Raw genomic sequence first — 20386 nt, 5'->3', positions numbered from 1 at the left:
AGCTATTAGAAGGTGGGGAATAAAATATGAAGCATAAGTTAAAGCAATTGCTCTATTTTGGGCGAGAGCAAGCATTATCCTGTCTTTTTCCAGTCGTTATTTTTGCGTCATTAGCCTTAACAAAATTTATTCCACTACCATTTCTTGCAAGATACGATTGGCTCCTTATGATATGCATTGTAATGCAATGGTGGATGGTGCGCTCTGGTCTTGAAACAAAGGATGAGCTCAAGGTAATTACATTATTTCATTTAATTGGGCTAGCTCTTGAAATTTTTAAAGTGCATATGGGCTCATGGGCATATCCAGAACACGGCTTTTTCAAAGTTTTCGGTGTACCACTCTACAGCGGCTTTATGTATGCTAGTGTCGCCAGCTATTTATGCCAAGCATGGCGTCGCTTACATGTCGAGCTTGTTAACTGGCCGCCATATTTTGCAGTTGTGCCGCTTGCCTCAGCGATTTATCTAAACTTTTTCTGGCATCATTTTTGGCTGGATTTACGCTGGTGGCTAGGATTATGCGTTATTATCGTATTTTGGCGTGCCTCTGTTCGCTATAAAGTAAATGGTATTACCTATCGTATGCCGATTGTGCTTAGCTTCGCCTTGATTGGCTTCTTCATTTGGGTTGCAGAAAACATCGCCACCTTCTTTGGTGCATGGCAATATCCAAACCAAACACATACATGGAGCCTAGTGCATTTAGGAAAAATCAGCTCTTGGCTGCTCCTAGTCATTGTAAGCTTTTTAATTGTAGCAGAGCTGAAGAGAGTAAAGGGCCGAGAGGGAAATTACGTCCGTTAATCAACAAAGAGCCTACCTAATTCAGGTAGGTTCTTTGGTAGTTTGACTATACATAACCTATCGTAATTTGATAAGGATAGTATGCTTTATGTTGCTTTAGGAAAATTTATATTCCACTTAGTTAATAGAAAACAAGCATTATAATGTTATATAGATATATCACAAGAATACACAGAAACACAACGACTACAGATAACCCTAAAAGAAGCGGATAATAAAACAGCGTTGTCCAGTCCATTCAGGACGTGAAATCAAATTCAGGATCATCGAAAAACCTATACCGATCGTTATTTACTCTGGCATTAAACATAAAATTAAGTCCAAAACCAAAGAACAAAACAACAAGTAGAACACAAGCATTAATCATCCAAGCATTAATCATTTCTACTCCTCCCTTGTATAAAAGTCATCAAATCACTAATCCTAACGAATATAATCAGCTATTGTGATCATTGCTACTACAGAAAAGACTATTCCGATCATCATAACTGTCTTTAGAAGCACATCATAAAATTCATACTTATCCAAATTTTCATCCCCTATCTTTCAAATCAATCGGTTAAAACCTATAATCATTAACTCTCCTCCTTCTTACCCTTTCGTTTATATACAAAAAGACAACTTCTACACTTAAGTAAAAGTTGTCTTAATCGGAGCGTAGCCCTAAAGAATATACAATATGAATATAAACCTTGTTTTTTCGTCCCTTTATATTCATATCGTTAAGGACAACTAGAGGTTATCATACTATGCTTGAGGTTATCATACTATGCTTGATTTTTCAATCCCTTCTCCTAAAATTCTGCTACTGCTTTGTACGTTGACCACTTACGCAGAGAAGTCCTTTTTGATAATCAAAATATACAGTAAATATTTCTCCATTATAAACCTCTCCGGTATCAATTGCCCAATTGATTACTTCAACAAATTTTTCATATGTTGTTCCCGCATTGTCTGCACTCATCTGCAATTTTTCAACTAAGCTTTTTGGGACAAAAGGAGAAGAAGAATCATTGTTTTTCCAAAAATCAGCTTCAATAGTAAAGCTAGTTTGATAACTATGTTTATTTTCAGCGATAATTCCTTCTACTATTTCAGCATTTTTCTTTTCATGTTCTCCCGCTACATATCCTTTTGGACGTGGGATTTTAGTATTAATATCATCTCGACTCCAATCACTGTACTTAATCGGACTATCACTTGTTGGACTGGATGGTTCTGGCTTCGGTGTTGGCGATGGTTTTGGCTCAGGTTTTGGCGTTGGCGTAGGTATAGGTTCTGCAACGAAATCATTATCTAGGTTCATCGCACGGTGCATGAATAGTACGTAATGAACACGAGTTAGCGAATTATCCAACTTAAAAGTGTAATCTTCATAGCCTGTCGTTACTCCGTTGGAGTAAAGGGCCTTTACATATTCCTCATACTCTGAACCTTTTACATCCTGGAATACGTAATCTGCCTTCACTTCAAGGTTAAAGGCCACTGCAAGGATCTTTGCCATTTCGCCGCGCTTCAGCTCAACCTTCGGATTGATATTGCCCTTTGCGTCTGTTTTTAGTAATCCCGCTTCGATCAGCATCTTAATATCATCATAGTAAGGACTGGTAGTGCTTAAATCCTTTGGTTGTTTGAATTCTACTTTCTTGTCTAGCGTTAAATCGTTAATCGTTAATGCGCGGCTCACAAGAGCCGCCGCGTGTTCACGACTGATCGTTGTGTTAGGACGGAAAGTGCCGTCCTCATAGCCACGAATAATACCGGCATCTCGCATTTCATGAATCATCTGATAATAAGGATTGCTAATCTTAACGTCTTTGAAGGCATCCGTTGCAATAACAACAGCTCCTTTAGATTGAGCAGCTTGAGCATGTTCCGTAGGAACTTGAGCCGTCATTACGGGAATAGCTACAGCAGCAGCCAGGACCGTTAAATATAGATTTCGTTTTTTATTTTTTTTCATCATAATTCCTCCCCATCACTATTTTTTATCGTCATAGTGGTCTTTTAATTAATTTACATTCTACACAGCTCTTGACAATCAGACAATTTAAATCCATCCACTCAGTTAATGTAAAACGATAAAGTAAAGGAATATTTCGGGGAGGCTCTTAAAAATTTATATTCCACTTAGTTAATGTAAAACTTTTGCGTTACGTAATGGTGGGATTTTTAAAGAGTAATTTATATTCCACTTAGTTAATGTAAAACCTGTGGTGCAAGCGATTCGTCAGCAAAAGCACTCATATTTATATTCCACTTAGTTAATGTAAAACATGATGAATGTAGTCGAACTATGAGACATCTTGAAGATTTATATTCCACTTAGTTAATGTAAAACACTTTTCCCTGTCCAAAATGCTAAGTGATTACATAATTTATATTCCACTTAGTTAATGTAAAACTTTTCTTCAATGCCGATTTTTTTTGTAATGAATTCAATTTATATTCCACTTAGTTAATGTAAAACCCACCTTTATCATAATCAAAAACCCTTATTTTTCAATACTTGATCAACTTGTAACTCGTCATCTTTTGGGATGGTTTGCAGTGAATCGGGAGTTTGGTAATGGCGTTTTTACACCAATAGGCCTTACAGCTAGTGGTGGTATGCTTTGGAGGCATTGTGTGCTGTTAAATGATTCACTGCAATTTTGTTATCATACATAGTCGTGTTGTAGTTTTCTACCTACTTATGTGTACAAAAAACAAACCGTTATTTAGAGATTTATTAAAAATAGCAAATAATTTTGTTCCGAAGAGGAATGTAATGAAGTTTTAGATAAAAGTAAATAAAGTTAAAGAGCCTTCCTATACATCAAATGGTAGGAAGGCTCTTCTTTTACATGTTAAAAATTAAAATAGTTTGTGATTAAACATTCCACATAGTTAATAAAAAAAGATAATTTTCAAATCAATTAAAATTTACTTGGAAATATACATTTACATTCCACATAGTTAAGGTGAACAGTATTTTTCTATCTTATCAAAGTGAATAAAGAAAATAAATAAAAATAAAATATAATTTCTATAAGTTATAAAAGTATAACCAGTATAATTACATGTTAATTTAATTTTAAGAAAATTATTGACTAAGAATAAAATATTTATTACTATAGAGGTAAGCTTTTTAAGAAATTATCTACATTATTAACTTCAACTAAGCTTACATTTGATAGTAGGAGGTGAAACCATGAAATTACAAATTATCTTCGAAACTAAAAAAATCCCAAGGCACTATAATTTTTTAGGTGTCAGTGTTGTTAAAGCTGGTTTAACTGCTGCTAATTCGGAATTAAAAGAAAGTCTATATCACTTGGATGATAAACGAGCGAATAAGGCGATGCGTCCTTTTACAGGGGCAATTTATTTGAATGGTTACACGCTAGAAAATGATGAGTTTTTGATTCATCAAGATATCCGAATGACAATTTCCTCTCCTGATATTGGATTTATGCTCAACCTTTACAACGGCTTGCTTGAACAAGAACAAATCCAATACAAGACCTATACATTAATGATTAAAGACATTAAGTTTTTACCCGAAAAATTACCAACAAAATCCCAAGCTTTGTTTAAAACGAATAGCGCGATTGTTGTGAAGAATCGCAACAATCGATACTTAAATATTGGTGATTCGAACTATGAGAAAGAATTAAATTATGCAGCAAATGAATGCTTGAAATCTATAGCTGGACGACCATTATATCAATCGCTTGTATTTACGCCTGTAACGATGAAGAAGAAAGTAGTACAGCTAAAGCATGAAAAATTTAAAAATTTAAATGCAAAAGGCTTACTCTATTTAAATGCATTTGAAGGAACATTTGTATTAGGTGGGCATCCTGAGGATTTAGCAATTCTAGCACAAGCAGGTTTGGGCTTTAGAAGATCACAAATGCTTGGCTGTATCGAGATGATAAATGAATAGGAGGTGAGAAAATGATTGAATTGCAATTGGAGGAAACGATTTACAATGCTAGTATACTTGGGCTTTGTCGTATTTTGGAATATGCAAATTTGGATTACGAAAAAGATGGTCAAACCATTCGCTTTCCAGAAAGTTATTTGGAAAACTTTCACGAACACTATTTTGCCTACTTAGCGAATGAGTATGGACATGAAACAAACTACTATCGAATGACGAATGGTGTTATAAGCGATTTTTTGCAAAAGGCAAGGAAAGATATTGTAGATGCTAAAAATTTAACGCGTTTAAATGACCATATTGACAAAGTAAAGTATTGGTTATCATCCAATAGCTATAAAAATGTGTATCCATTTTTATCTGCCATTCCTTTTGATTTTTTAGAAGCAGGGAAGAGTTTGAAAAAGGTGACACACAAAAAAAGTGAGACACTTGAGCAAATACAGCCACAAATTGTCAAGGCTGTAGATGCATTATTAGAAATTATGAAGCATTTAAAGCATGCGGATGCGAAACGCTATATTGTACCGCGCGTTCTTTCGTATCAAATTATTCAAAGTTTTTGGTCAAATGTTTCATTTTTGAATAGTACAGCGAGCAAAAAGGATTTATATGAGGAATATTTTAACTATTTCATCCAGCCCGCAAAAGATTTTTTAGCTGCGAAAGAGGATGTTAAAAAATATGAAAAGAACAAGCTGACATGTGCGTGTTGTGATCATAAAATGAAATCAGTTTCAAAGGCATTTGATTTGACATGGGTACAAAATTTAGGTGTCGATGGTGCAAGGAAATCTTCGCATTACTGGAATCACCAGCGTAATTTGTTTATCTGCCCAATCTGTAATATTGTGTACAGTTGCTTACCATTAGGGTTTACATTGAAAAATGGAGTAGGGCTATTTATTAACAGCAATCAATCCATTGAGAAATTAATAGCTTATAATAAGATTCAGCTGCGAGATGCTAAAGGAGAAGAATATTCGCGAGATAAGCTTGAGGCAATGGCCTATTCAAAGATTGTTGATGAAATGTACCAACATGTTGAAAATAAGAAAAACTTTGAAATCGACAATATTCAAATTGTTAAGTACGACCGAAATCATGCCACAAGACCATACACATTTAATATGTTATCACGTGAAAAAGCACAACAGCTTTATGATAGACGAAAAGATTTTCACTATTTAACGGGGAAATTTGCACAAGAGAGAGGCGAATATATCAGTCTGTATCAAGAAGTTCTTCGACGATTTTATAATGGACAAAGCTTGCATGATTTATTGTACTGTCTGCTTCGATTGAAAGTAGAAAAAGAGTATCAAGATATTTTTTCTATCTATAGAATTTTGAAAATTTCGAATTCAGGAGGGAAGCATAAGATGTCAGACCAAGAATTAAGAAACATTCGTATTAGTGGCTATAAGCTAAGAGAATTGTATAGGGGACAAGAACCAAAATTAAATGCGATTTCACACCGCTTGTTAAATGCTTTAAAAGTGAAAAATCCAAATAAATTTATGGAAACGATTGTACAAGCCTATAGCTATAAACGCCATGAAAAATTAGGTATACCGCTATTTTTTACAAAAGCATTAAATAATCCAGAAAAGTTTCAAACGATTGGCTATGCATTTTTAATTGGATTAAACGGGGCAGAATTTGAGCAAAAGGATAAAGTGAAGGAGGAGAAAGAAAATGAATAAAAAGGGACTAACAATTAGCATTATATTCGAAGCGGAAAGTGCGAACTATGGGGAAGGTGTAGGGAATGTGGCTTCGTTGAAAAAGATTTCGCGCGGAGATCATGAAGTTTACACGTACATTTCTCGACAAGCATTGCGCTATAACATTGTTGATCAAATGGGCGTGAATAATACGCCATTAGGAGTGGATGGCTCAGTTATTCAATTTCACCCAGAGGCAACAATTGTAGACTATCCAGAAATTGATTTATTTGGCTATATGAAAACAGTAAAGCCGACGAAAACACGTGCTGCAGTTGCACGTTTATCGAATGCAGTTGCGCTTGAAAGCTATAATACAGATTTAGAGTTTTTAACAAATAAAGGATTATTTGATCGCCATCAAAGTGCCACTACAGGGGAGGAATTAAGAGGAGGCAATATTGCACAAAGTGAAATTCATAAATCCTTCTATGCTTATACATTGACAATTGATTTAGATAAAGTGGGAATTGATGCGAACGATAACATTGAAATTCCATTGGAAGAACGAGCAAATCGCGTAATTTCATTGCTCCGTACATTGAAGTTCCTATATCGAGATATTAAAGGGCGTCGTGAAAACTTAGCACCGATTTTTGCGATTGGTGGCGTCTACGATTTGAAAAATCCATTCTTTGAAAATCGCTTAAAACTTCAGAATAATAGGCTTGCGGTATCGACGGTTGAAGGGATTTTAGCATTGGATGCTCATATTCAAGAAAATACACATGTTGGCTTAGTGAAAGGATTATTGGCGAACGACGATGAAATTGAGCATAATTTACAGGCAAAGCTAATGGCAGATTTTTTCGCACAGCTTGAGCAAGCAGTTGCAGACTATTATAAGTAGGTGAACATATGAAGGGGATTCGGATTGAGGCTTATCAAAATTTAGTGAACTATAAGAAGCCAACGAGTTTTCAATTAAAAGAATCGTATCCATTACCCCCATACTCGACTGTCATTGGCATGGTGCATGCGGCATGTGGCTTTACAAGCTATGTGCCAATGCAGGTGAGCATTCAGGGGAAATATCATTCAAAGGTCAATGATTTATGGACACGCTATGAGTTTGCGGGGAGTTCCTATGAGCAAGGACGTCACCAATTAAAGATCGAATTATCAGATGGTAAAGCACACGGGATTACACGAGGCGTTTCTACAACAGAGCTATTAGTCGATGTTGAGCTCATTTTGCATGTTGTGCCAGAGGACGAGCAGTATATTCCAATAATTGTCGAGGCACTAAAATCACCTGAGGAATATTTGTCTTTAGGTAGACGTGAGGATTTATTACAGGTGAATTTGGTGAAAGAGGTGGAGATAACATCAGAAAGAACAAAGCGACGGCAGCCAGTTCCTTACGATATATTTATGCCACATGCAATTGCGGAAGAGAAAGGTATCTATAAAAAGAATGGAACATCATATCGTTTAAATAAGACCTATGAGTTAATTGAAATTGCTAAAGGAAAGCAAATTCGCCAATGGGAAAAAGTGAATGTATTCCACGTTCCTGCGACATTAACAAATATAATGTATGGGCGTAAAGAATTAGAGTTTGACGAAGATGGTTTTACTGTATTGTTAGCATAAGAATGGAGAAGAATCTCCATTCTTTTTTGTAAAGGAGGATAGTATATGTTCAAAACATTATTAGCAAAATCAGCAAAAAAAGACAAGCCCGCACAAACAATTGCGGAGCATACAAGTGAGCTGATTAAACAATGGGATTTATTTTGTAAAATATACCCTCGTGCATTGTCCGAGAAAGATAAGGAAATTTTATTACTCGCAGTAAAGTATCATGATGTAGGAAAAGCAAACACTAAATTTCAAAATAAAGTACGTGATATAACAGAAAGGATTAAAGACTTGCTCCCTGAAATTGCTGAAATCCCTCATGGCTATTTAAGTTGTGCATTCATACCAATAGATGATTTATTGGAACAATATAGTGAAGAAGAGGTTACTATATTGATTTTAGCTGTTTATTATCATCATGAACGTGCAGAACAAAATTTTGATGATAGCCCTGAAGAGCTCGAAAAGGAATTAGAGCAATATATCCCGATGTTGATTAAGGATTTTGACACATTTAATACAACAAAGGATATCGTTATTCGTGAAGAGCCTGTATTTGATTATGAGGAATTCACTGAACGCGAGTATCTCGAAAATAGTAACCACCTCTACCATTTCGTACGAATCAAAGGGTTGTTAAACAAAATAGACTATGCAGCGAGTGGGGGCTATGAGGTTGAAATCCCACCTGGTAATTTGCCGAAAAAGATGGAAAAATATTTTGATGATAATAACCATACAAGGAATGAGCTACAGGAACATTTATATGCTCATCAACAGAAGAACCACATCGTTATTGCTTCGACAGGAATTGGAAAAACAGAAGCAGCTCTTTGGTGGCTCGGCGATGATAAAGGCATTTTCACACTACCACTAAAAGTGTCTATCAATGCGATTTATGACCGATTAATTGAGAAGATTGGCTGTGAGAAAAAGAATACAGGGTTACTTCACAGTGATATGCATGCGGAGTATGTGAAACGTGCAGATGACCAAGACTTAGATTTAATCACCGTCACACATGCCAAAAATTTATCAATGCCATTAACTGTAACGACTATTGACCAAATTATTGATTTTGTCGGTTTGTATCCAGGTTTTGAAATAAAGCTTGCTACATTGTCCTACAGTAAACTGATTATTGATGAAATTCAAATGTATAGTCCACGATTAGCTGCCTTTATTGTACTAGGGCTGAAATATATTACGGATATGGGTGGCAAGTTTTTAATTATGACGGCGACATTACCACCAATTTTTGTAGAAGCGTTGGAGGAGTTAAAAGTCCCGTTTGTTAAGCCAGAAAAACCATTTTTAAAATATAATAAAAATAATGAAATGATCAAACGCCACTATATGCAAATTGTCGAAAGGGATTTAACAATTGAGGAAATTGTTAAGCATTCATTGAATCGAAAAGTGCTGATTATTGTCAATACCGTTATGAAGGCACAGCAACTATATCAGGAGTTTCGACATGCCAAAATAAAAGCCTCTTTATTACACAGTCGCTTTATAAGCAAACATCGTCAGAAAAAAGAAAAAGAAATTTTGAGATTGGGAGATAGAGATTGCTCTGATACAGGTATATGGATTACGACACAGCTAGTAGAAGCCAGTGTTGATATTGATTTTGATATTTTGTTTACAGAGCTTTCAGATGCATCAGGATTATTTCAGCGAATGGGGCGTATTTATCGTGAACGGGATTACGTAGAAAATAGCCCGAATATTTATGTGTTTACAGGGGATGAGCTGCCATCGGGGATTGCCAATCATACCAAATCAGTTGTAGATTATGATATTTATATGCAATCAAAGAAAGTGCTATTGCAATATAACAATCAATTGATTGATGAGCAAACCAAAATGGATATTGTTGAGCAAGTGTATAACAGAGAAGCGCTAGGTGAAGAGTGCAAATATATGAAAATATTCGATGAAACATTAAAGTGGTATAAAGATTTAATCCCCTATCAAGAAGAGCAAAAGCCAACACTGCGCGATATTCAAAATCAATTAGTGATCCCTTATACAGTATATAAAGATAATGAAACTGAAATAGAAGATATAAAAGATAGACTGTCAGAAAAATTACAATTGGAAGAACGAACTAATGCATTAATCAAGCTACAAAAATTTACTGTACCCATTGCGACTTGGGCATACGAAAATGCTAGGAAACGAAAAAATGGAGAGATTTTTTCAACCATTAAAGTTGATTGCTATACAGAATATCCGATTATCACTTATAAATATACAGAGGAACTTGGTTTAATTTTTGAACATGATTACGATGCGCTGTTCCAATAACCATTCATGAAGGGGTGAAAGCATATGCAATTTGAAGATTTGAAGGCAACTGGCTTGCAAGTTCAATATTTAAAAGTATGCGAACGGAAGTTATGGTTACATGCCCATCAGCTCGGCTTTGAGGAGGAAGATGATCGTGTACAACAAGGGAAAGTGCTGCACGACACGTCCTATCAGCGTCAAAAATCGAAGGAAGTATTAATTGATAATTTGATTCGTATTGATATGATGGACAAGCATTATGTCGGAGAAGTGAAATCAAGCAGTAAAATGGAAGAGGCAGATAGGGCACAGCTTCTATACTATTTATTTGTTTTAGAACAAATGGGGATTTATCGAAAGGGGAAAATACACTATCCGAAAGAAAAGCGGGTAGACGAAATTGAATTAACAGATAAAAATCGAGAAGAAATTCCACAATGGTTAGCTCAAATTCAACAAATTATTCAGCTAGACAAGCCACCAAAGAAGAAAAAATTTAGGTATTGTACTAAATGTGCTTATTATTCTTTCTGTTGGGTAGGTGAAGAGGAATGAAAAATGTCTATTTATTTAATAATGGAAGAATCCAGAGAAAAGATTCTACGATTTCTTTAGTGCTAGAGGATGGCACAAAAAAAGCATTACCAATCGAAAATACAGAAAACCTTCATGTATTTGCGGAGATGGACTTTAATACCTCTTTCTTTAACTTGATGAATCAAAAAGATGTTAACATTCATTTTTATAATTACTATGGCTACTATTCTGGTAGCTATACACCTCGAAGAAAAAAAGTGGCGGGCTTTCTTGATGTCCAGCAGGCTGCACATGTGCTTGATTTGGATAAACGATTATATATCGCACAGCAGTTTATCTATAGTGGCGTTCACCATATATTGCGCAATGTTCGGCGATACAAAGAGGAAGTCGAGCCATTCATCAATGAAATTGAGCAATTAAAGAGCCAAGTCGCTGAGGCTTGTGACATCCAAACTTTAATGGGAATTGAGGGGAAAATTCGCTTTACTTATTACCAATGCTTTAATTCGGTTATTAAAAATCCTGATTTCCAATTTACAAAACGAGAAAAACGTCCACCAACCAACCCTATCAATGCACTTATTTCATTTGGTAATAGTTTGATGTATACAGCTGTACTATCTGAAATGTATAAAACACAACTTAATCCAACAATTAGCTATTTGCATGAGCCAGGTTCACGAAGATATTCGTTGTCACTAGACTTAGCAGAAATTTTCAAACCATTAATAATGGATAATTTGATTTTTATGTTAATTAATAAAAAGATGATTCGTGCGGAACATTTTGAATATGTTGAAGAGCATATTTGCCTGTTAAATGAAATGGGGCGTAAAATTTTTATCGCCGAATTTGAAAAACGCATGAACACAACAGTTAAACATCGAAAATTAAACAGACAAACGTCATATCGTTTTTTAATTCGATTAGAATGTTATAAGCTCATTAAGCATCTAATTGGAGATGAAGATTATAAAGCATTGAAGGCGTGGTGGTAGGATGTATGTACTAATCGCTTATGATGTGGATGTAAAGCGTGTAGGAAAAGTTCATAAAGTCTTGAAAAAGTATTTAACATGGACACAAAATTCCTTATTTGAAGGCGAAATTACAGAAGGGCTTTTAAAGCAATGCTTAGCTGAGCTCGCCACAAAAGCCAATCCCAATGTCGATTCTATTTATGTCTATCGAATTGCTAATCCAAAAAATATGAAAAAAACGGTCTACGGTGTAGAAAAAGATTTTGAAAGCATGTTTTTATAGAGAGTGCATAAGACATAGAGAATCTATTGGATTCAACCGATGCTTATCAAAGTGGAATCCAATAGATTCTCTTTTTTAGAAGATTGCAGTGAATCATTTTTTAACACAAAACCACTTCAAAGCACACCATATCTAGCTTTACGGCACATTAATGTCAAGGACGAATTTTTCAATTACCGATTGACTGCAAATTACTTAAATTCACGGCTACCCCCACCCCGCCAAACCATTGAAAAATAAGGGTTTTTTCATTATGATTAAGGTGGGTTTTCTATTAACTATGTGGAATGTAAATTCTACATAGCGTTGTATCGTGCCTTGCGAAAACCCGTTTTCTATTAACTATGTGGAATGTAAATCAAGAGTTTGTTTTGCTGAAATTTTGAGAAAAAACCGTTTTCTATTAACTATGTGGAATGTAAATCAAGTTTGACATGTCACTCGTTGATTGTCGGTGTCTGTTTTCTATTAACTATGTGGAATGTAAATTTGGGTCGTATCGACTATGGTAATTCCCTTGTGCTAAGTTTTCTATTAACTATGTGGAATGTAAATAAGGTATGGTCGTTTTGGATTTAGAAAGTGAAATTCGTTTTCTATTAACTATGTGGAATGTAAATTTTTCTAAATTCAAGAAACGTTTTCGTAATCTATCAGTTTTCTATTAACTATGTGGAATGTAAATCAGTTGAGGAAGTGGTAGCGAGCGCATTATTAAATTCGTTTTCTATTAACTATGTGGAATGTAAATTATATTTCTCTGCCACTCTCTACTACCTCCTTTCAGTTTTCTATTAACTATGTGGAATGTAAATTTTGTAGTTGCTCATCGTCTGGAAACGCTATAGCGTTTTCTATTAACTATGTGGAATGTAAATACTTAGCACTCGCAGAGTTAGCGCGTGACTTTAGCGGTTTTCTATTAACTATGTGGAATGTAAATTATTATCCTTTGGCGTAATTCTATTAGATTGCGATTGTTTTCTATTAACTATGTGGAATGTAAATTTAGTCATTCCTTGTATGATACGGTTGCAGAACCAGTTTTCTATTAACTATGTGGAATGTAAATAATACAGAAAAACAAGCAGATGAATTTTGGGAAAAGTTTTCTATTAACTATGTGGAATGTAAATCGGCAACGGTGAAAGGCTCAAGTCAAAACGTTCATAAGTTTTCTATTAACTATGTGGAATGTAAATTCATCTTCAGTCGTTTCATCTGGCTCATTTTCTTTCGTTTTCTATTAACTATGTGGAATGTAAATTTACTATCTACTGCATAAGCTTGCTTTAACATATTCTCGTTTTCTATTAACTATGTGGAATGTAAATCTTGATGTTTTATCAGTAACCGCACCTGTCGTTGAGTTTTCTATTAACTATGTGGAATGTAAATCTCGTTTGAGTGACTTAATTGTTTATTGAATTTCTACGTTTTCTATTAACTATGTGGAATGTAAATATTTTTATGATAAAAAAGGCGAAGCGGGCTATATAGTTTTCTATTAACTATGTGGAATGTAAATTGCTTTTATGATGCAGGAACAGTACAGCGATTTAAGCGTTTTCTATTAACTATGTGGAATGTAAATGTAACAGTAATCCAAGCGCGATACCGCAACTCTTTGCGTTTTCTATTAACTATGTGGAATGTAAATTTGATACAACAGCGTGGAAAATGATTGTGGCACTCGGTTTTCTATTAACTATGTGGAATGTAAATATTACTTCCAAAATGTTAACATACCCCCCTATCCAGTTTTCTATTAACTATGTGGAATGTAAATCTAGGCAACGTAACCGTTAAAAAGTCCAATCCGTTTGTTTTCTATTAACTATGTGGAATGTAAATACATTTATTGAAACGTGACCACTTGAAACCGTTTGAGTTTTCTATTAACTATGTGGAATGTAAATTTTTATCTTCATATTTATCGAACATTCCTAAACATTCGTTTTCTATTAACTATGTGGAATGTAAATCAATGCTATCAGCGTTATCCTTATCAATTAAGCTAGGTTTTCTATTAACTATGTGGAATGTAAATCATTAACAAAAATAGACAAGTTTTAGGGTTGGAACCAGTTTTCTATTAACTATGTGGAATGTAAATCGCTTAGGCTTATCTGTAGCATCTGCGCCCGGTACGTTTTCTATTAACTATGTGGAATGTAAATTTTGAAAAACAACTTAATGAATATTTACGCATGGAGTTTTCTATTAACTATGTGGAATGTAAATAATGAATCAACTCTGACCTTAAACCAATTGTCACGAACAGTTTTCTATTAACTATGTGGAATGTAAATTTTAATCGAAATGCTTGGCATTGTGGGGACGGTGGAGTTTTCTATTAACTATGTGGAATGTAAATTAGAACAAGCTGAAAGGAATGCAAGAAAACGAGATGCGTTTTCTATTAACTATGTGGAATGTAAATGTATATAATCATAACTTTTATACAAAACGTCTTTACGGGTTTTCTATTAACTATGTGGAATGTAAATTTTTCAATCTATTGACACATCATTATCATCAAGTTTTCTATTAACTATGTGGAATGTAAATATAAATTATTTTTTTCAAATGCAGAAAGAGTATCAGTTTTCTATTAACTATGTGGAATGTAAATTCTTTGGGCTTGATTCATATAAAAATAATCTACATAGTTTTCTATTAACTATGTGGAATGTAAATCATTCATATCCACAGTAGCAACCTCAATGTTCTGATAGTTTTCTATTAACTATGTGGAATGTAAATGACAACATATGTGTCTGCCACTCCATATTCGCATAGGTTTTCTATTAACTATGTGGAATGTAAATCAAAATCGTGAGCGCTACTTCATGGTAGGGATACGCGTTTTCTATTAACTATGTGGAATGTAAATCATAATGATCCGCATTTAACTCGTCAAGCTCATCAGTTTTCTATTAACTATGTGGAATGTAAATTAATTAATAGGAATGATTATCTTAGGATTAACTTTGAGTTTTCTATTAACTATGTGGAATGTAAATCATTAACAAAAATAGACAAGTTTTAGGGTTGGAACCAGTTTTCTATTAACTATGTGGAATGTAAATCGCTTAGGCTTATCTGTAGCATCTGCGCCCGGTACGTTTTCTATTAACTATGTGGAATGTAAATATCTACAAACCATCTTATCCTACTTGCCCTTGTAGCGTTTTCTATTAACTATGTGGAATGTAAATCAAGGCAAGGCGCAATTAATCACTTCATCGAACTGCGTTTTCTATTAACTATGTGGAATGTAAATACATTTGAAATGTATGACGATTTTGGCAGTTTAATGTTTTCTATTAACTATGTGGAATGTAAATATACTTCATCCAAATAGTTTCTACACGTAAAAATCGTTTTCTATTAACTATGTGGAATGTAAATTATCATGCGGTAACGGGTCATCTGTGTCAGATAACTGTTTTCTATTAACTATGTGGAATGTAAATTCGTCAAAAATTTTGACAAAACTATTTCAATCTACGCGTTTTCTATTAACTATGTGGAATGTAAATCCTTTCTGAATCTATAATAACATTGTTTCGGAAGTGTTTTCTATTAACTATGTAGAATGTAATAGCGAGGCGGCAATTATTGTGTTTGAAGCTTCCAACGGTTTTAAAGGAAATGTAAATGCCAACGGGCGACACAGCGATGGTTATTGGTATGTGGTTTTCAATTATCCAAGTGGAATGTAAATCATTGAATAATTATCAGTGTGTTCGGTATATAAATAGGGTATGACTATTTTTATGCTGAAGGAGCGTGTGTATGGCAACACTTGTGGTGAAGAGGAGCATTATGCATCGGTATCAGAGTATCGGGCAGGCGATTGAAGAGGCAGCGCCGGGCGATACGATTGAAATTCGGGATGGTATTTATGAGGAAAGCTTGGATATTGCGAAGCGGCTGACGTTTTATGGGGTAGGCAATGTGACGATTAAAGGTGGCGTGTTTATTCGCTATCAAACACATGTCAGTATGCGTAATTTGCGTTTTCGTCAGGGGCAGGGCATCTATGTTAAAGGCGATTTACAGCTAGAAAATTGTGTGATTGAGGAGCAATTGATTCGCACACAAATTATGGTTAGCTATGGCAGCTTGTTAATGCGAAATTGTGCTGTGCTGGCAACACCGCTTAATCATTTTGGGCTAAAGGTGGCAAATGGCTCAAGCGTGATCTTGGTCGATACAACCTTTGAGCATCATGAGAAGGCACAGATTATTGCGCAAAACTGTGAGCTGACCTTAACGAATTGTATGCTGCTGGAGGGGAAAAAGCATGGAATTTTTGCGATACGTCATGTTCAGCTAACAATGAATGAATGTGAGCTTCATGGGCATCAGCAGGCACAGGTTATGGCAGCCTCCAGCCAGCTTACTATCACCAATAGTCTAATTCATCAAGGGCAAGGAGTGGGGATACAGCTTTTTGATAGTGCCACCTTGCGAATGGATGGCTGTGAGCTAAAGGAGCATCTTGACACCACGCTCATGGTGCATCGCAGTGAGCTGATGTTATCGGATTGTACATTTGCGGATGGGCAGGGGCACGGGCTATACCTTGGCGAAAAGGCAGAGGCAAAGCTTTATGATTGTCAGTTTTACCGTCATGTAAAGGCACAAATATTGGTGGAAAATAGTCAGGCTGAGCTGCGGAAATGTCGCGTGCAAAATGGCATGGCAGTGGGTGTGATGATTGTGGAGGAGTCGGATGTGACGATGACGGAATGCCAAATTCAACATCATCAGCAATTCCATATCATTGTGGATGCAAGCGGGCTTCAGCTACAGCGATCCACCCTACAATTTGGACAGTCAGGTGGTATTTATGGCAATGAGCATGCTAAAATTACCTTGCAGCATACCGTGATGCGTGAGCTGAAAAGTCATCATGTTTACATTAATCAGGCACGCTTATTTACACAGCATTGCACCTTTGAGCAAATGCAAGAAAATGGGATTACGTGTATTGATGCTATTTTTGAGGTAGCCCATAGCCATTTCAAAAACGGGATAACAAGCCCCTATGCCATTGTCTGGTCTGATCGCTCAATGGGGCGAATTGAATATTGCCAGGTGGATCAGGCAGCACGTCCATTTTTAGCCTTGTCGAATCAATCATTATTGGAAATGCGCCATACGGATGTTCATGCGCTGAAAATACCCGCGGTTGTGCAGGAGCGTAGTCAATTATATGTGCAGGGCTGTGACAATACGGCGACATGGCAAAAGGATACAACCTCTCGTATAACAACAAAATATGTGCAATAAAAAGTAGTTTCAAATTTGAAATTACTTTTTTTATGGATATAATAGACGAAAAATACTAAAATTCGACATAGAATGGTATAGACAGCCTATTTAAAATGTAGGTAATATTCCGAAATATTATAAGAAAGTCAAAAAAATTATAATACAAATAATAAAATTTTTTAATGAATGTAAAAATTTTATTAAATAAACCTCCACCATCGATTGATTATTTTCCATGTTTTAGCCTATAATTAGTAAAAATGGTTCATAATTAAGGTGTTGTTTCGTTCGTTAAAAAGTATATGTCATGATTTTACAATAATAAACAACAAGAGAGGATGCGGTGACAAAATATGTTTGGGCTGACAAAAGAAGAAATTATGCTGCTATTGGAGGAAAGTGATTTAGCAGAAAAGCAAAAAAGTATCATTGCTGATATTTTTCATCTTAATAATATGCGCATCGAACAGCAGCTTGCATTTATCGTGCATGTAATTATGGAAGAACGCGAACAAAATATTTCTAATAATACATATTTAAATTAAATCTAGACATAATGAAAAATCACAAATGTGTCCATGTAAACATTTGTGATTTTTTGCTGTATAACGAAACAAAATTCCTGTAAAAACGTACAAACTAGTAAGGGCTGATTGGCAAAAAAATGCATATCTCACATTACTTTTTAAAGCGAGGGAATTTTATCATGTCATTATTACAAACATTTATTGAGCAGGCAAAAACCCCCACTGGCAAGGTAGGTGCATGGATGCTGCGTATCATGAATCGGGCACATCAAGGTATGTATGCTTGGTTTATGAGGCAGGGGGCAATCAATAATGGTGATTGTGTATTAGATATTGGCTGTGGTGGAGGGAGGATGCTGCAAATTTTATCGAACCTAAACCCAAATGGTATAATTTATGGGATTGATATTTCCGAGCAGGCTGTCAAGGAATCGCTAAGGCTGAACAGGGGGAATGAACGTATTATCGTGACAAAGGCATGTGCGTCCCATATCCCATATCAGGATCACTTTTTCGATACAATTACAGCGATTCAAACACATTATTTTTGGCCGTCACTCGAGCAAGCAATGAAAGAAATTAAGCGCGTGCTGAAAAATGGCGGGAAATTGATTGTAATGGCAGAGCATTATAAAATGCAAACGCATATGGAAGTCTATCAAACACCTGATGCTGTCAAGCAATTATTGGAGCAACTAGGCTTTCGAACCGTATATATTACTGAAAAAGCTAGTAAAGGATGGCTATGTATTACAGCCATTAAATAATGGGAGGAATCACAATGACAAGATGTGCATGGGTAAAGCTGGATGAGCCATTATATGTCGAATACCACGATAAGGAATGGGGTGTGCCTGTTTATGATGACCAGCAGCTATTTGAAATGCTTTGCTTAGAGGGGGCACAGGCTGGCTTAAGCTGGTGGACAATTTTACAAAAGCGTGAGGGCTACCGAGAGGCCTTTGACCAATTTGATGCTGAAAAGGTTGTTAACTATACAGAGGATAAGCTCGCAGCATTACAGCAGGATACACGCATTGTCCGCAATAAATTAAAAATTGCGAGCGTGGTGTCAAATGCTAAAGCCTTTTTACATATACAAGAAAAGCATGGCTCTTTCTCCGATTATATTTGGGCATTTGTTGAGCATCAGCCGATAATTAATGAATGGTCATCCATTGTGGAAGTGCCTGCTACCACAGCACTTAGCGAGCGTATGAGTAAGCAGCTAAAGAAGGATGGCTTTAAATTTGTGGGGAGCACTATTTGCTATTCATTTATGCAGGCTGTAGGGATGGTAAACGATCATACAATGGATTGCTGCTGCCGTCGCACGGAGGCTACAGATGACCATTAAGAGCATCCAGACACAGCTTGCTAAGCAGGCGACGATTTTTCAAACAGGTGGTATACGACCAACACACCAGCTCTTGGAAAGCTGGCTTGGCTATGTCGGTTGGTCCTTACCAGAGGAGCAGCAGCCAGCAGCGTTTCAGCCGCTTGCCACCTTCTTTTTAAAGGATTTACCCTATCGCCCTCAAGCGTTACAGTCACTGGAATTAATAACGCTATTTGTGCATAAGGATATTGTTGATTATTTAGTGGAGGATGATTTAAGCGCTTATTTTGTGATTCGTGCATATCCAGCATTGGATGGCTTAGTGAGGCGTGAATGGCAGCACCCCGCTATCCGTGCCTTTCCACTTGTACCGCAAAAAGTGACAAATGATTATCCAGTATGGGGTGGAGGCGGTATACCATCACAGCTGGAGGATAAGATTTTACAACTGGAGCAGGAGGGCAAGCTCGATTATTTTGATGATATTGTCGAGTCGCTCTATCCACTGCATAAAATCGGTGGCTATCCAACCTTCTGCCAAAGTGGCTATGATTTTGGTGAGGATTATCCGTTTGTGCTGCAGGTTGCCTCAGATGCTAAGGCAAATTTCAATATTGTTGATCATGGCAATTTTTATTTTTTCTACAATCCAAACAAGCGGCTGTGGCGTGTGCATTGCGATTTTTACTAGAACTAGCGCTGTTTGGAGCGACAAGGAACAGGGTATAGAGCAGTAGCGTTCATAATTTTAGAGCGATTAGCATAAATAACAAAGTGCTCTTTTCACAAGAAGTATGAACGTAGAAGAAAGGTTGATAGAATGACACATCAAGTAACTGCTTTAAATTATGTAAATGGCAATGCTACAGGCGTGGATGGTATTTTGCAAAATGTAGCATTTATTTTATCGACATTTGCCCTACCTTGTTATAGCATGAGAAAAATTAATACTAAACGCCTCATTGAATGTATTCAGCGCTTTGAGCCAAGAGCCATTGTGGTGGAGGTTGCTTATTTGGGTGACATGTATAGAGGAAAGCTAGAGCCGACTGTAAAAGTAATTGTCAATGAATCTTAAAAAGGAAATGGAG

The 20386-nt window shown here is 35.9% G+C and carries 16 protein-coding genes and 2 CRISPR repeat arrays; of the genes, 15 read left to right on the top strand and 1 reads right to left on the bottom strand.

The window, feature by feature from the left end:
• The first annotated feature begins 26 nt into the window (after positions 1-26).
• A complete protein-coding gene (locus ACIQVU_RS08785; protein WP_402894996.1) occupies positions 27-806 on the top strand; it encodes a DUF817 domain-containing protein in 780 nt (259 codons plus the stop codon).
• Between the two features lie 805 nt (positions 807-1611).
• Here the strand turns inward: ACIQVU_RS08785 and ACIQVU_RS08780 are convergent.
• Positions 1612-2769 carry an S-layer homology domain-containing protein gene (locus tag ACIQVU_RS08780; protein WP_402894993.1) on the bottom strand — a complete coding sequence of 386 codons (1158 nt, stop codon included), beginning with the start codon at positions 2767-2769 and terminating at the stop codon, positions 1612-1614.
• Positions 2770-2923: 154 nt separating this feature from the next.
• Positions 2924-3276: a CRISPR direct-repeat array (repeat unit 29 nt; unit sequence ATTTATATTCCACTTAGTTAATGTAAAAC).
• A gap of 723 nt (positions 3277-3999) precedes the next feature.
• Here ACIQVU_RS08780 and cas6 point away from each other — a divergent pair.
• From cas6 to ACIQVU_RS08710, 14 genes are all read left to right on the top strand, one after another.
• The gene (gene cas6, locus ACIQVU_RS08775) at positions 4000-4737 is read left to right on the top strand and encodes a CRISPR-associated endoribonuclease Cas6 (protein WP_402894990.1); all 738 of its coding nucleotides are present in this window, start codon (positions 4000-4002) and stop codon (positions 4735-4737) included.
• Positions 4738-4748: 11 nt separating this feature from the next.
• Entirely contained in the window at positions 4749-6440 is a 1692-nt protein-coding gene (locus ACIQVU_RS08770; protein WP_340805575.1) for a Cas8a1 family CRISPR/Cas system-associated protein, read from the top strand.
• The gene (gene cas7i / locus ACIQVU_RS08765; RefSeq protein WP_340805576.1) at positions 6433-7311 is read left to right on the top strand and encodes a type I-B CRISPR-associated protein Cas7/Cst2/DevR; all 879 of its coding nucleotides are present in this window, start codon (positions 6433-6435) and stop codon (positions 7309-7311) included. Before ACIQVU_RS08770 ends, cas7i begins: the two co-directional genes overlap by 8 nt.
• 8 nt (positions 7312-7319) lie before the next feature.
• Positions 7320-8057: a type I-B CRISPR-associated protein Cas5b gene (gene cas5b / locus ACIQVU_RS08760; protein WP_340805577.1), complete on the top strand. Its 738-nt coding sequence runs from the start codon at positions 7320-7322 to the stop codon at positions 8055-8057.
• A gap of 45 nt (positions 8058-8102) precedes the next feature.
• Positions 8103-10358, top strand: coding sequence for a CRISPR-associated helicase Cas3' (gene cas3, locus ACIQVU_RS08755; RefSeq protein ID WP_340805578.1), 2256 nt, complete (start codon positions 8103-8105; stop codon positions 10356-10358).
• A 24-nt stretch (positions 10359-10382) separates the two neighbouring features.
• Positions 10383-10895 (top strand): CRISPR-associated protein Cas4, encoded by a 513-nt coding sequence (cas4, locus tag ACIQVU_RS08750; protein ID WP_340805579.1) that lies wholly within the window; start codon positions 10383-10385, stop codon positions 10893-10895.
• Complete coding sequence (gene cas1b, locus ACIQVU_RS08745; RefSeq protein ID WP_340805580.1) at positions 10892-11878, top strand: type I-B CRISPR-associated endonuclease Cas1b; 987 nt, start codon at positions 10892-10894, stop codon at positions 11876-11878. The genes cas4 and cas1b overlap by 4 nt, the downstream gene beginning before the upstream one ends.
• A 1-nt stretch (position 11879) precedes the next feature.
• Positions 11880-12143, top strand: a complete 264-nt coding sequence (cas2, locus tag ACIQVU_RS08740) for a CRISPR-associated endonuclease Cas2 (RefSeq protein WP_340805581.1) — start codon at positions 11880-11882, stop codon at positions 12141-12143.
• A gap of 266 nt (positions 12144-12409) precedes the next feature.
• Positions 12410-15752: direct repeats of the CRISPR family, unit length 29 nt; unit sequence GTTTTCTATTAACTATGTGGAATGTAAAT.
• 222 nt (positions 15753-15974) lie between these two features.
• Positions 15975-17447 (top strand): right-handed parallel beta-helix repeat-containing protein, encoded by a 1473-nt coding sequence (locus tag ACIQVU_RS08735; protein ID WP_340805582.1) that lies wholly within the window; start codon positions 15975-15977, stop codon positions 17445-17447.
• 335 nt (positions 17448-17782) lie between these two features.
• The gene (locus ACIQVU_RS08730) at positions 17783-17974 is read left to right on the top strand and encodes a hypothetical protein (protein ID WP_340805583.1); all 192 of its coding nucleotides are present in this window, start codon (positions 17783-17785) and stop codon (positions 17972-17974) included.
• Positions 17975-18135: 161 nt separating this feature from the next.
• Complete coding sequence (locus tag ACIQVU_RS08725; protein ID WP_340805584.1) at positions 18136-18723, top strand: class I SAM-dependent methyltransferase; 588 nt, start codon at positions 18136-18138, stop codon at positions 18721-18723.
• Positions 18724-18737: 14 nt separating this feature from the next.
• A complete protein-coding gene (locus ACIQVU_RS08720; protein WP_340805585.1) occupies positions 18738-19313 on the top strand; it encodes a DNA-3-methyladenine glycosylase I in 576 nt (191 codons plus the stop codon).
• On the top strand, positions 19303-19986 hold the full coding sequence (locus tag ACIQVU_RS08715; protein ID WP_340805587.1) for a DUF1963 domain-containing protein: 684 nt from the start codon (positions 19303-19305) through the stop codon (positions 19984-19986). The genes ACIQVU_RS08720 and ACIQVU_RS08715 overlap by 11 nt, the downstream gene beginning before the upstream one ends.
• A gap of 129 nt (positions 19987-20115) precedes the next feature.
• Positions 20116-20373 carry a hypothetical protein gene (locus ACIQVU_RS08710; RefSeq protein ID WP_340805588.1) on the top strand — a complete coding sequence of 86 codons (258 nt, stop codon included), beginning with the start codon at positions 20116-20118 and terminating at the stop codon, positions 20371-20373.
• The last annotated feature ends 13 nt before the right edge of the window (positions 20374-20386 follow it).

It is taken from the genome of Lysinibacillus sp. NPDC098008 (genome assembly GCF_044760715.1).
In the GTDB taxonomy this organism is placed as follows: domain Bacteria; phylum Bacillota; class Bacilli; order Bacillales_A; family Planococcaceae; genus Lysinibacillus.
This window is presented reverse-complemented; position numbering and strand designations above follow the sequence as displayed.